Source organism: Actinophytocola glycyrrhizae, assembly GCF_042653545.1.
Classification (GTDB): domain Bacteria; phylum Actinomycetota; class Actinomycetes; order Mycobacteriales; family Pseudonocardiaceae; genus Actinophytocola; species Actinophytocola glycyrrhizae.
In genome coordinates this window covers 171754-185494 of sequence record NZ_JBHSIS010000007.1, presented here as the reverse complement: position 1 = coordinate 185494, position 13741 = coordinate 171754, and the positions used below count along the sequence as shown (strand labels likewise).

The following is a 13741-nucleotide window of genomic DNA, read 5'->3' as shown; positions in this document are numbered from 1 at the left end:
GAATCTCACGTTCAGCGACCGGCTGTGCACGTACAGAACACAAACGTGCACTCAGGGCAAAGCGGGCTGGTACAGCCAGTGGTCGAAGAAGGACGTGAGGGAGCGGCCCGCGTGGTGCTGCGCCAGTGTCACGAAGTCGGCGGTCACCACCGTGCCGTGGCGGTGGGTGGTGGTCCACTCGCGGAGCAGGGCGAAGAACACGTCGTCGCCGAGCAGGGTGCGCAGGGTGTGGAGGGTGAGGGCGCCGCGCTGGTAGAGGCGGTCGTCGAACATGTCGCGGGCCGGGGGGTCGCCGATGCGGAGGTTCTGCGGCCTGCTCGCCAGCAGGGCACGGGACCTGGTCGCGAGGACCGCCGCGGCCGGGCCGCCGGACCGTTCGGACCACAGCCACTCCGCGTACGCGGCGAAGCCCTCGTTGAGCCAGATGTCCTGCCAGCCCGCGAGACCCACGCTGTTGCCAAACCACTGGTGCGCCAGTTCGTGCGCGACGAGCCGTTCGTGGCCGCGGCGGCCGTCGACGTGGTTGGCGCCGAAGATCGACAGTCCCTGCGCCTCGACCGGCACCTCCAGCTCGTCGTCGGTCACCACGACCGCGTACTCCGCGAACGGGTACGGGCCGAACAGCTCGGTGAAGGTCCGCATCATCCTCGGCTGGCGGGCGAAGTCGTGCTGCGCGGCCCGCGAAAGGCCGCGGGAGACCGCGAGGACCTGACCGGGCGACAACAGGTTCCGCTCGTACGGTCCGATCTGGACAGTCGCGAGGTAGGGCGCCATCGGCTCCTCGGCCACGTAGGTCCACGTGGTGGCCGAGCCGCCGGACACCCGGGAGGCGAGCACGCCGTTGGCCACCACCGTGTACGCGGTCGGCACGGTGACCGCCACGCGGAAGGTGGCCTTCGCGCCGACGAGGTCGTTGCAGGGGAACCAGGACGGCGCGCCGACGGGCTGGCTCGCGACGATCACCCCGTCGGTCAGCTCGTCCCAGCCGACCTCGCCCCAGTGCCGGGTGCGGACCGGCTCCGGCCGCCCGGCGTACCGGATCTCGACCGGGAACGGGGTGTCCACGAGGAACCGGTCCCGGACGCGCAGCTTGCCGCCGCGGTGGGTCCACCGCACCGGCCTGCCGTCCACCAGCACCCGCTCGACCCGGAACGGCCCGAGGTCGAACACGAGCGGGGCGTCCGCGGCCGACGCGACCACGGTGAGCCGCGCCTTCCCCGACAGCCTGCCGGTCGCCGGTTTGGTCGCCAGCGCCAGGTCGTAGTGCGCGACCCGGTAGCCGGGGTTGCCGTGCCCGAGTAGGTCGCCGTCCCTCAACGCCATGCCGAGACGGGGTTGCCGAGCCACCTGGTGCCGGCGGGCACCTGTTCGCCCGCCATCACGAGCGACGCGGGTCCCACGCACGCGTGCGCCCCGATCACCGTCGCCGGCAGCACGATGCCGTGGGGGCCGAGTGTCGCGCCCTCGGCCAGGGTCACCTGGTCCATGCGCAGGATCCGATCATGGAACAGGTGGGTCTGCACAACACACCCCCGGTTCACGGTCGCACCGTCACCCAGATGGACCAGGTCCGCCTCCGGCAGCCAGTACGAGTCGCACCACACGCCGCGGCCGACCCGCGCGCCGAGGGCCCGCAGCCACCACGACATCAGCGGTGTGCCACCGACCGCGCCGACGAGCCACGGCACCGCCAGTACCTCGACGAACGTGTCGGCCAGCTCGTTGCGCCACACGAACGACGACCACAGCGGGTGGTTGCGGGCCCGGAACCGGCCGACCAGCACCCACTTCGCCACCACGGCGACGGCGCACGCGACGAGCCCGCCCGCGACGAGCAGCACGCCGGCGAGCAGCAACCCGAGCGGGAGCCCGAGCGCGGCGATCCCGGCGAACACGAGCAGGGCCAGCGCGACCGAGAACATCATCGGCACGACCCGGCACAGCTCGACGAGCGCGCGGGCGACGAGCAGGCGCCGGGTCGGTTCGTAGGTGCGGCCCGCGTCGCCGCTCTCGGCCACGCGCGGCAGCTTGATCGGTGGCATGCCGAGGTAGGAGCTGCCCGCCTTGGCGCGTTTCGGCGCCGCGGACAGCACGCCGACCAGCCCGCGCTTGGGCACCGACCGGCCGGGTGCGGCCATGCCGGAGTTGCCGACGAACGCCCGCTTCCCGACCCGCACGGCGGCGATGTGGAGCCAGCCGCCCCCCAGTTCGTAGGCGGCGACCATGGTGTCGTCGGCGAGGAACGCGCCGTCGCCGATGGTCGTCATCGCGGGCAGCGCCACGACGGTCGACGCCTCGACGTGCCTGCCGACGCGCATGCCGAGCGCACGCAGCCAGACGGGCGTGAACAGGCTGGCGTACAGGGGGAAGAGGAGGCTCCGCGCGGAGTCCATGAGCCGCAGCGTGGTCCACGCCTGCCACGCGATCCGGCCGCGCACGGGGTGGTGGCCCTCGCGCAGCCCGATGCCGAGCAGCCGCACGGACACCAGCGTCAGCAGCGCGTGCGTGACGAGCCAGGTCACGGTCACGGCCGGCACGGCGGCGAGCGCGGCACCGAGGGTGGGTGTGCCGCCAAGGAACGCGGTGAGCAGCCACAACGCCGGGAGCGCGGACACGACCGGCGCCAGCCCGAGCAGTACCGACGTGACGTCGTAGACGGCGAGCCAGATGCGCGGCCGCGACGGGCGGGTCCTGGGCCAGCGGTGCGCGGCCCTGCCCTGTTTGACGGCGGGCACCCCGGACCAGCGCTGTCCGGTCGGCACCGAGCCGAGCACCCCGGAGCCGGGCGCGATCTCGGCGCGCTTGCCGATCCGCGCGCCGGGGAACAGGGTACTGCGCGCGCCGACGGTGGCACCGGCGCCGACGCGGATCTTGCCGATGTGGACGAGGTCGCCGTCGACCCAGTACCCCGACAGGTCCACTTCCGGCTCGACGGCGGCGCCGCGGCCGACCTTCAGCATGCCGGTGACCGGCGGCAGGGAGTGCAGGTCGGCGCCCTCCGCGACCCGCGCGCCGAGCGCCCGGGCGTAGTGGGTGAGCCACGAACCGGCGAGGTCGGTCGCACCGGTCCGTTCCGCGAGCTGTTCGGCCGCCCACAGCCGCAGGTGGACACCACCGCCGCGCGGGTGGGTGCCCGGTGTGACGCCACGCAGCAGCAGCCGGGCGCCGCCTGCGGCGATCGCCACCCTGCCCGGCGGGCTGAACAGCAGCAGCCAGCCGGCGCCGACGAGCCACCACGACGTGGTGACCGGGTAGCCCAGCACGTTGCCGAGCGCGGCCAGCACGACGGTCCACCGCAGACCGACGATCGTCATCAGCGGCAGCATGGCCAGGGTCTGGAGCACCGCGGCGCGGCGCGGCACGGGCGCGATCTCGCGGGTGGAGGCCGCCGAACCGGCCAGCTCGTCGAGCCGCGCGGCCAGTGCCGCGACGGTCGGGTGGTGGTAGACGTCGCTCACCGACAGCGACGGGTGGTCGGCGCGGACCAGCGACACGAGCCGGGCGGCCGCGAGGCTGCCGCCACCGCAGGCGAAGAAGTCCGCGCCAGGGCCCTGGGGCGGCGCGCCGAGCACCTCGGCCCAGCGCTCGCCGAGCCACGCCTGGGTGCCGGGCAGGTCGGCGGCGTCGACCGCACCGGTGCCGTTGCCCGAGTCGAGCGGCCATGGCAGCGCGTTCCGGTCGACCTTGCCGGACGTACGGGTCGGCAGCGTGTCGACGACCGCGAGCCGGGGCACGAGCGCGGCGGGCAGCGTCTCCCGCAGCCGGGTCAGCGCACCGTCGGCGTCGAAGCCGGCCGCCACGACGTAGCCGACGAGCAGCTGTGTGCCGCTCGCGGTGGTGCGGACGGCCGCGGCGGCACCGCTCACGCCAGGCAGTGCCTGCAGCGCGGCGTCGATCTCGCCGAGCTCGATGCGGCGGCCGCCGAGCTTGACCTGCTCGTCGGCGCGGCCGAGGAAGACCAGCCCCTCCTGCTCGGCCCGCACGAGGTCGCCGCTGCGGTAGGCGCGGGCCCAGCCCAGCGACGGCAGCGGCGCGTACTTCTCGGCGTCCTTGGCCGGGTCGAGGTAGCGGGCGAGACCGACGCCGCCGATGACCAGCTCCCCCGTGCCGCCCATGGGCACGACCGCACCGGTCTGGTCGACGACCGCCAGCTCCCAGCCCGCGAGCGGCAGCCCGATGCGGACCGGGCCCTCGCCGGTCATGCGGGCACCGCACGCGACGACGGTGGCCTCGGTGGGGCCGTAGGTGTTCCACACCTCGCGCCCGTCCTGGGCGAGCCGGGCCGCCAGGTCGGGCGGGCACGCCTCGCCGCCGAGGATCAGCAGCCGCACGTCCAGCAGCGCCTCGGCCGGCCACAGCGCGACGAGTGTCGGGACGGTGGAGACGACGGAGATCTCCTGCTCCACGAGCCACGGCCCGAGGTCGACACCGGTGCGGACGAGCCAGCGCGGCGCGGGCACCAGGCACGCGCCGCGCCGCCACGCGAGCCACATCTCCTCGCAGGAGGCGTCGAACGCGACGGACAGCCCGGCGAGCACCCGGTCGTCCGGGCCGATGGGGCCAACCGGATCCGAGGCGAGGAAGAGGTCCGCCTCGGCGTCGACGAACGCGGCGGCGCAGCGGTGGCTGACCGCGACGCCCTTCGGCTTGCCGGTGGAGCCGGAGGTGAAGATGATCCAGGCGTCGTCGTCGAGCCCGGCGGGCCCGCGTCCGGCCGGGGTGCCGAGTACGACCAGTTCGCGGCCCGCGCCGAGCACCGCGCACACCTGCGCCTCGGAGAACACCAGGTCGGCGCGCTCGTCGGGGTCCTCGAAGTCGACCGGGACGTAGGCGGCGCCTGCGGCGAGCACCGCGAGGATCGCCACGTACAGGTCGGCGGTGCCGGACGGCACCCGGATGCCGACGCGGTCACCGGCGCCGATGCCCTCGGCCGCGAGCTTCTGGCGCAGCTCGTCCACGGCCGCGAGCAGCCCGGTGTAGGTGAGCACGGTCGTGCCGTCGTCGATCGCGGGCGCCGCCGGGTGGCGGGCCGCGGTGTCGGCGAGGACGTCGTTCAGCGTGCGCGGCGCGGTGGCGGCGGCACCGCTGAACCTGGCGAGCGGGGTGGTGAGGGTGTCGAGCGGTGACTCGGCGCAGACGGCGGTCATCGATCACCGGACGGACGCAGGCGCAACGGATCCTCCGTGGATGGGCCCCATGGAACCGACACTGCGTCCGGCGGCGCACGGGGCAGCGAGCCCGCCTGACGAACAGGCCGGCGACCCGCGACTTTACCCCGGTCTCACGCTGCGTACCGAATCTCGCGGCTCAGCCGTGTGAGATGTCACAGACGGTGAGGACCGGGTCGTGCGGTTGCCCAGCTGCGCGGGGTCTGCTCTGAACGACGCTCTCAGGACACTCGACGTCCCGAAAAAGGGTCGTTCGAGACAGCGGCGGGCGGGCGTCTCGCGTGCACGGCACCACCGCCGTCTGCTGGAACGCACCAACGCCGGGCATCCCGGGAGGCGGACCCGTCAGGATTTCGCCGCCTTGGCCGCGATCCGGGCGCGAACCTCCGGCCTGCGCAGCGGCGGCACGGTCGCGGGCGGCTGCTTGCGCGGCGGCAGCTCGGCCAGCAGGCGGGTGGTGCTCGCGGTGATCTCGGCGACGGCGCGCTCGATCGCGTCGCGGGTCTTGTCGGTGACCGTCCCCACGCCGGAGACCTTGCGGACGAACTGCAGCGCGGCTGCCTGGATCTCCTCGTCGGTGGCGGCTGGCTCCAGCCCGCGAAGCGGGGTGATGTTTCGGCACATGTGCCCGACTTTAGCGCGTCGACCTGGCGGCGACGGAAAGTCGCAAACTCTCTCTAACAGCCGAAAACAATTACCGCATCGGGGGGCCGCCGCACAAAACCCCACGCTGATCATGTCCGGTCTCCCGGACATCCCCCCTGCTACATGTGGAGGGAGCCCCTGCGGCACGGCACCCGGCCGCGCCGGGTTCGCCGACGTGATCACCCAGGCTGCCGTGGCCGGGCACCTGCAACCGCGGACATCAGAGGCCGCCGACAACCACATCCGCGGCGCACTGGACGACCTGTACGGCCGGATCCGCGCAGGGGCACCGAACGCGCGGGTGGCCGTGGTCGGCTACCCACGACTGTTCCATGGCGAGGAGCGCAACTTCGGCGCGCGGATCAGCCGGTCGGAGCAGACCGCGCTGAACGCCGACGGGCACACGGCCGGCTACGTCGCGATGGTCGCGAACTCGCTGGGTGCCGCACCGCACAGGTCTGAACCACTGCGCGGACCAGGCCACTGGTGCGGATGCCGTAGTGCATCTGCACCAGATGGCCGCTATTTCAGGAATTCCCCCAAGTGGGTCTTCGTTACCCCGTCCGGAATTTTCGAAACCTATTTTCTGTAGCATTCCAGCGCCGTATCCACAGCTTTGTTTGCCTCGTTGCTCCATGTGAGGACGATCTGTAACAAGAATTCGGTCGGCCGGGACCTTCTCTGTGGGAACGGCGATCGGATGGGGGTCGCCGCACCAGGCTGATTACCGTCCCCAGGAGGAGGCATGGCGCGTCGCAGTTCCGGCGACTCGGCGGAGCAGGACGAAGTAAGATCCATTCGTGTGTTGCTCGCGGAGGACATGGATCTTCTCCGCACGGCACTGGTGAGCCTGTTGTCGGTGGAGGAGGACATCGAGGTCATCGCCGACCTGAAATGCAACGAGAAGGCCGTCTCCGTGGCCGTGCGGTTACGGCCGGACGTTGCGGTCGTGTCCGCGGACCTGCCGGAGAACAAGGGGTTGACAACCGTCCACGAACTCAGGAGAAGGTTGCCCGAGTGCCAGATTGTGGCGCTCACGGTGAAACGACCGGTTGGTTTGGTGAAAAGGTTACTTGCCGCCGACGTGTCCGGATTGATCGACAAGGACGCACCGGCCGCTCGGCTGCTGCACGCGATCCGCGGCGTCGCGCAGGGCGGCACGGTGATCGACGCGAACCTGGTCATCGCGGCGCTGTCGGCGGGCCGGAACCCGTTCACGCCGCGGGAGTTGTCGGTGCTGCAGCTGGCGGCGGAGGGGGCGAGCGGACCGGAGATCGCGAAACAGCTGTCGCTGTCGCCGGGAACGGTGCGCAACTACCTGTCCAACGCGATGAACAAGACCGGGGCGCGGACGCGGATCGACGCGATCCGCATCGCGACCGAGTCAGGCTGGCTGTGACGCCGTCGGTGCCGCCACTTCCCAGTGGCCGAGCAGGTCGCGGTAGAGAGGAGAGGTGCGCAGCAGCGTTGTGTGGTCGCCGACCACCGCGCCCACCCCGTCGAGCACGAGCACCCGGTCGGCACGCAGGGCGGAGCTCATCCGGTGCGCGATCACGATCAGCGTGCCGCGGGCCGCGAACGCGTCCTCCGCGCGCCGTTCCGCGGCCGGGTCGAGGTGACAGGTCGCCTCGTCGAGGACGACGAGCGGTGCGGGCGACAGGTAGGCGCGCACCAGCGCGACGAGCTGCCGCTGTCCCGCCGACATGGTCTCGGGCGCCAGTTCGGTGTCGTAGTCACCGAGGTCGGCGCCGATGGCCGCGGCGGCGGCGTCCAGGTCCGCCGTGGTGGCCTCCGGGTTCAGGTAGGTGAGGTTCTCGCGCAGGGTGCCGGTGAACACGTAGGCCTCCTGCGGGATCAGCACCCTGGCGAGTTCCGGCCGGGGAAGGTCGGTGGCAGGCACCCCGCCGAGGGTCACCGAACCGCGGTCGGGCCGCAGCAGCCCGCACAGCAGGCTGACCATAGTGGACTTGCCGATGCCGCTCGGCCCGACGACGGCCAGATGCTCGCCGTGCGCGACGGTGAGGTCCAGGTGCTCGACGACGGGCTCGGCGTGTGGCCCGTAGGCGAAGGTGACGTCCGCGAGCCGCACGGCGTGCCCGTCGGGAGGCAGGTCGCCTGACCGCGGCTCGGTGGTGACCGCGCTGGCGTCGAGCACGCGCCCGAGGGTGATCACGAACCGCAGCCCGCTGCCCCCGACCCCGGCGACGAAGTTCTGCAGCGCGGGCTGAAGACCGAAGAGGACATAGGTGGCGCCGCCCATGATCGCCCCCGCGGTGAGCCCGTTGCCGACGAGCCACGAACCGGCGAACAGCAGTACCAGCAGGGGAAGCCAGCCCCCGACGGCGAAACACGCGGTCCGCAACGCGGCGACCCTCGCCAGGGCCCGCTCGGCGGCGGCCTGTTCGGCGACCGGCGTGGCGACGAGCGCGGCGGCGGTGTCCTGCGTACCGCAGGCGGAGATGTCACGGACACCGGAGAACACCCGGTCGGCCGCGTCGCTGAGCCGTTCGTCGGCGAGCACCGAGACCCGCTGCCGCGCGGCGGCGACCCCGAGCACGGCGAGGAACGCGAGCAGCCCGAGGAGGAACGGCGGCAGGATCAGCAGCGCGATGACGGGTGCGATGGACAGCGACCCGACAACGACCCCGACGACGGTGACGAGAAACCCGCGCACGACGATCACGAGCCCCGCGTAGGTGTCCCGCACGATCTCCACCTGGCGGGTGAGCCGGGCGAGCGCTCCGTGGTCGGGCCGCCCGTCCGCGCCGTTGCGCAGCGCGCCACCGACGACCCGGCGGACGAGGTGGTCCCGGAAGGGTTCCGCGAGGTCGCCCAGGCGTCGGAACACCATCCGCGTCCCGACCGCGCCGACCAGGGAGACGACGACGAGCGAGGCGAGCCACAGCAGGCCGACCCCTGGCCGGCCGGCGAGAAAGCCGCGGTCGACCGCGTTGGCGACCGCGACCCCGGACAGGGCGGCGGGCAATGCCTCGGGCAACGACCAGGCCATGAGCGCCGCGGTCGGCCGCGGGGAAAGCGACCGGAGGGCATAACGAAGTTCCCGCTTCACGTCAACACCGCCACCGGACAAGAGCGAACGGATGTCCCATTGACACGGGTAAGGGGCCCCCTGTTTTCAACGTTACCAGCGGGCACCGACAATTCCCGGTGCCACGACACCGTGAACGCGCTCGGCGAAACACGCGCGGCAGCCGCGAAAAACGGTGGACGCCCGAAAGTCAACCACCCGGGCGGGCGCAACCCGAGCGAAAGTCCCATTGACACACCAAGGGGCCCCCCGGTTTCCACGCTATCAGCGGGGACCGACATTTCTCGTGCGCGCGTCATCCGAACACCTCGCGGTAGTCGCGATGCGCCCACAGTTCCTCGTGTGTCCCCATTGCCCGTACGCGGCCGGATTCCAGCCACAACACCAGGTCCGCGCGCACGGCGGTCGACAACCGGTGGGTCACCACCAGCCGGGTGCGCCCGCCTGCCTCGATCATGGCCCTGCTGATCCGCAGCTCGGTCACCATGTCCACACTGGATGTCGCGTCGTCGAGCACCAGCAGCCGTGTGGCCCCCCACGCCCGCGCCAGCCCCAGCCGCTGCAGCTCACCACCCGACATGGGCGCCGAGGACAGCGGTGTGTCGTAGCCGGAGGGCAGTCGCGACACGAACTCGTGTGCGTAGGTCGCCCGCGCCGCCTCCTCCGGTCGCGTGCCGATCGCCGCGCCCACGGTCGCACCGACGAGCTTCGGGCGTTCGAACGCGACCCCCACCGCCGTGCGCAACTCGTTGTGCGACAACGAGGACAGCGGCACCCCGTCCAACAGCACCGTACCGGCCGACGGGTCGCGCAGCCGTGCCGCGACCTCCGCGAGCACCGACTTGCCCGCCCCCGACCGTCCCACCACCGCGACCGACGTCCCGCCGGGGACGGTGAACGTCACGTCCGTCAGCAGCGCGTCCACGGACACGCCGCAGAACGCCAGCCGCCCCTGCCCCCACGGCAGCGCACCGTCGCCATAGGACACCGGCGGCACCGCGAGCACCTCCCCCACCCGCGTCGCGCCCGCCCGCGCCCGCGCCAGTCGCCCGAACACGCTCGTCAGTGAACCCAGCCCCGCGCCGAGCATCGCGTACTGCCCGGCCGCGAACAGCTCCCCCGGTGTCACCCGGCCCTCGTACAGCGCCCATCCCCCGGTCCCCAGTACCGCCACCAGCACCAGTGGCCCCACCACGGCGCCCTGCGCCGCCGCGCCCGACAGCACCCGCCAGCTCCGCATGCCCTGCTCGTGCAGCTCGGGCAGCTGCGTCAGCACGCGTCGCTCCTCCCGGTCGGCCGTGCCGGCCGCCGCGATCGTCCGCAGCCCGGCCAGTGACTCCGACAGCCGCGCCGCGATCCGGCCCTGCACCGTCAGGTACGCCGTCACCACCGAAGCGGTCCGCACCGTGAACAGCCGCAGGACCACCCCGACCAGCGCGACGCCGCCGAGGAACGCCACCGCGAGCCAGATGTCCAGGTACGCCAACAGGAAAAGGCTGCCGACCGGCGGCAGCACCGACGTCCACACGGTCACCAGCGCAGGCCCGGCGTTCGCGGCCTCCGCCGAGTTGCCCGACACGCGGCTCACCAGGTCACCGGTGGCGAACCCGTGCCTGTGCCCGGCCGTCAGCACGTGCCGCACCAGCCGGTTGCGCAACCACGCCGTCGTGCCCGCGACGCACGCGGTGCCCGCGAACGCGTCGACGAGGTCGGACGCGATCCCGAGCAGGACCAACCCGGCCGCCAGCCACAGCCACACCGGGGTCCCGCCGTACACGATCGAGTCGACAGCACGGCCGAGTACCATCGGCAACGCCAGCGCACCGAGCGTGCCGAGCAGCGCGCTGGCACCGATCAGCGGCAGCCAGCCACCGGCTTTCCTGGCGATCTCACCGAAGGCGCTCACGGGTTACCCTTCTGAGCAGGGTCGCGGTCCCGGACAAACGCCAGTTGTCCGGGACCGCGTCCCACTACGACGTCACATGAGACGTCAGTGGCAGATCAGCACGCTCAGGCCGGAGCTGCCGCCGCACAGGGTGACGGACAGGTTCGACGGGCAGGAGTGGCCGCTGTTGCTGCTGCCACCGCTGTTGGTCTGCGGCGCGGTTTCCATGCCCTGCAGGTCGAGAAGTGCCATTGTTGGCTCCTTATTCGGGGGTTTCCTACTGACCCACGCCTGCTGGCGTGGGGGTCTGTGGGGCGGCCGGACGGGACAGCGCCAGCAGTGGCGCCTGGACCGGCCGGTCGTGCAGTGCCGCGCCGAGTGCGAGCAGCACCCCGGCGTTGCCGGTAGCGAGATCCATGGACAGCCGCAGCAGCCCGGTGCCGGGGAACGCCATACCGTCACCGAACGGCAGCGCGTGCCACGCGAGGTTGCGCACCTGCTGGGCCACGTCCGGGTCATGGGCGGGGGCGTCGGAGCGGCCCGCCAGGTACAGCAGGACACCGGCGCGGCCCGTGAGCAGGCCGGGCAGGATGTACATGGGTGAGCGGGCCGTGCGTGCCACGGCCGCCGCGGCGTCGGCGAACTGCTCGTCCGCGCGCCTGCGCAGGTACTCGTCGAGCACCACGCCGATGCCGATGCTGCCGCCGTCCAGGTACGGCATGGACCGCCAGCCCTCGTTGACCTCGAGCGTGCCGTTGTCCCGCCGCACGCACCGCCGCAGGTCGAACCGCAGCGCGTCCGCGGCGCGGTCGAGGTAGGTGGTGTCGCCGGTGTCGTCGTACATGCGGATCAGGAACAGCGCGGCGCCGGTGCGCCCGCGGAACAGCCCGGCCCACGGCTGGCCCGACCCGCTGACCGGGTTGTCCTCGCCGGGCTCCTCGGGGCCCTGCGCCTCGGCGACGAGCGACGCGGCCCGGTGCGCGGCCACCCGCAGCGCGGGCTCGGCCGTCGCGTCGGCGAGGTGCAGCAGGTTCAGCCCGAACCCGGAGACGCCGCCGAACAGGTCGTGGCCCATCGTCTCCCAGTTCTCGCGCAGGCAGATGTCGACGACGTCGAGCGCCTCCTGCCGGTGCCCGAGGTGCGCCAGCGTGAACGCGGCGCCGTGCAGCCCGTCGTACAGGCCGAGCCTGCTGCCGCCTGCCGGGTTGGTCGCCCGCCGCAGCAGCCACTGCTCGTACTCCTCGACCCGGCCACCGCCCGTGACGTCCATCGCGTACAGCACACCCGCGGCGCCGTAGGCCAGCCCGAGGCCGCCGACCGCGAACTGCTGCGGGTCGCCGGGGAACAGCCGGTCGTCGCGGTCCGGGGTCGCGCTCGCGCGGATCGCCCGCACCAGGTCGTCCCGCAACGCGGGCCACGCGGCGGGGTCGGGCTCGGTGCGCGGGTTCGGCACGTCCGGGGTGCCGGGCGGCACGATCGTGTTCACCGCCGGTGGCAGGAAGTCCGGTGGCACCGGGAAGTGCGTGCTGATGATCTCCGCGAAGTGCCGCGCCTTCAACCGGTGCAGGCCGAGCAGGTTGGTCATCGGCAGGAACAGGGCGAACCGCAGGCACGCGAGCGCGTAGTGGTCGATGTCGAACCCGTGCACGTCACGCGGTGGCGCGAAGCCGGGGTTGTTGAGGCCGGGCCGGGTGGCCTCCTCGACCGGCGAGGTGACCTCGTAGTCCAGCAACGCGACCGTGTCGTCCTCGCGCACCACGATGTTGAACAGGTGCAGGTCGCCGTAGACGATGCCGCGCTCGTGGATCTGCGCGATGGTCTCGCTGACCTGGCGGTGGATGTCGACGGCCCACCGGGTGAAGTCCGCGTAGTCCGACGGCGTGGAGGCCGGGTCGATCAGCGGGTACCGCAGTGTGATCGCCTTGCCGAGCACGTCGCCGTCGACGTGGTCCATCACGAGGAACCGGTGCTCGCCGAGGGTGAAGAGGTCGTGCACGGCCGGCACGCCGGGGATGCCCGCGAGCGTGGTGAGCGTCTCGTGCTCGCGGCTGAGGCGGCGCACCGCGTCGTGCCCGTAGGTGTCGAGACCGGCGTGCGGGCGGGCCTCCTTGAGCACGATCTCCTTGCCGGTGCGGGTGTCGCGGCCGGCGTAGATGCCGCCGCCGTTGGAGAAGTGCAGCACCCGCTCGATCTTGTACGGCAGGTCGGTGACCGTGACCGCGTTGCGGGCGGCGAGCTGCGGTTCGAGGAACGCGGGCAGCCGCACCCACGGCGGCACGTGGAAGACGGGGTCGCGCCGGTCGGCGACGAGGTTGCCCTCCGGGTCGGCGATCGCCTCGACGACGACGCCGGTGCTGTCGACCGTGTACCGGTTGGCGAACGCGCCGTACCGCACGTACAGGGGACCGCTGCCCCAGCGCAGGTCGGAGAGGATGTAGGGGCTCGGCTCGCCGTCGAGCCGCGCACCGAGCTCGGTGAGGATGCGCTCGCACGCGGCGTCGTCCTCCGGGTAGATCGTGACGAGCTTGCCCGCGTAGCCACGCGGCGCGTACTTCGACACCCTGGCGAGCAGCGCGGAGGACGACCGCAGGAACTTGAACGAGATGCCGCGTTCGACGCAGTACTCCCACACCGTGTCGAGCACCCGGCCCGCGTTGTCCTGGGTCGCCGAGGCGTGGATCTTCCAACCCTGCAGGGGCAGGTTCTGCCGCACGGGTGGGTTGATGACGAACCAGTCATCCTGCTCGTGCAGCGTCCACCCGGTGGGCAGCGGCCTCGTGGCGGTTGCGAACGACTCTCCGGCCGTGGCCTCCGAGTGCATCGCGTCGTAGAACGACGGGTCGGCCATGCAGAACGGCTGGTAGTCCTGGTCCATCCTCGGTCGCTCCGCTCGTCGAAGGGGAAGCCGAGAGCAATGTTGCCGCCCGGAACGGCCCCGGAATCAGTGCAAACTGTCACCGCCCGACCACGCGTATGTCACATCACGCTGCGTAC

The 13741-nt window shown here is 72.2% G+C and carries 9 protein-coding genes; 2 read left to right on the top strand and 7 right to left on the bottom strand.

Annotated elements, in window-relative coordinates; translation table 11 throughout:
• Positions 1 to 51 precede the first annotated feature (51 nt).
• The 3 genes from ACFPCV_RS16805 to ACFPCV_RS16795 form a co-directional block, all read right to left on the bottom strand.
• Entirely contained in the window at positions 52 to 1323 is a 1272-nt protein-coding gene (locus ACFPCV_RS16805) for a M1 family metallopeptidase (protein ID WP_378057117.1), read from the bottom strand.
• Positions 1314 to 5147, bottom strand: coding sequence for a Pls/PosA family non-ribosomal peptide synthetase (locus tag ACFPCV_RS16800; RefSeq protein ID WP_378057116.1), 3834 nt, complete (start codon positions 5145 to 5147; stop codon positions 1314 to 1316). Before ACFPCV_RS16800 ends, ACFPCV_RS16805 begins: the two co-directional genes overlap by 10 nt.
• Positions 5148 to 5513: 366 nt before the next feature.
• Entirely contained in the window at positions 5514 to 5792 is a 279-nt protein-coding gene (locus ACFPCV_RS16795; RefSeq protein ID WP_378057115.1) for a DUF2277 domain-containing protein, read from the bottom strand.
• A gap of 196 nt (positions 5793 to 5988) precedes the next feature.
• Between ACFPCV_RS16795 and ACFPCV_RS16790 the strand changes: the two genes are divergently transcribed.
• Together ACFPCV_RS16790 and ACFPCV_RS16785 are read left to right on the top strand one after the other, a co-directional pair.
• Complete coding sequence (locus ACFPCV_RS16790) at positions 5989 to 6405, top strand: SGNH/GDSL hydrolase family protein (RefSeq protein ID WP_378057114.1); 417 nt, start codon at positions 5989 to 5991, stop codon at positions 6403 to 6405.
• A gap of 153 nt (positions 6406 to 6558) precedes the next feature.
• Positions 6559 to 7212 (top strand): response regulator transcription factor, encoded by a 654-nt coding sequence (locus ACFPCV_RS16785; protein WP_378057113.1) that lies wholly within the window; start codon positions 6559 to 6561, stop codon positions 7210 to 7212.
• Here the strand turns inward: ACFPCV_RS16785 and ACFPCV_RS16780 are convergent.
• The 4 genes from ACFPCV_RS16780 to lanKC all read right to left on the bottom strand — a co-directional run bounded on the left by ACFPCV_RS16780 (position 7198) and on the right by lanKC (position 13622).
• Positions 7198 to 8883: an ATP-binding cassette domain-containing protein gene (locus tag ACFPCV_RS16780; protein WP_378057112.1), complete on the bottom strand. Its 1686-nt coding sequence runs from the start codon at positions 8881 to 8883 to the stop codon at positions 7198 to 7200. The genes ACFPCV_RS16785 and ACFPCV_RS16780 overlap by 15 nt on opposite strands.
• Before the next feature lie 274 nt (positions 8884 to 9157).
• Complete coding sequence (locus ACFPCV_RS16775; RefSeq protein WP_378057111.1) at positions 9158 to 10768, bottom strand: ABC transporter ATP-binding protein; 1611 nt, start codon at positions 10766 to 10768, stop codon at positions 9158 to 9160.
• 84 nt (positions 10769 to 10852) lie between these two features.
• Positions 10853 to 10999: a SapB/AmfS family lanthipeptide gene (locus ACFPCV_RS16770; RefSeq protein ID WP_378057110.1), complete on the bottom strand. Its 147-nt coding sequence runs from the start codon at positions 10997 to 10999 to the stop codon at positions 10853 to 10855.
• 25 nt (positions 11000 to 11024) lie between these two features.
• Complete coding sequence (lanKC, locus tag ACFPCV_RS16765) at positions 11025 to 13622, bottom strand: class III lanthionine synthetase LanKC (RefSeq protein WP_378057109.1); 2598 nt, start codon at positions 13620 to 13622, stop codon at positions 11025 to 11027.
• Between the last annotated feature and the right edge of the window lie 119 nt (positions 13623 to 13741).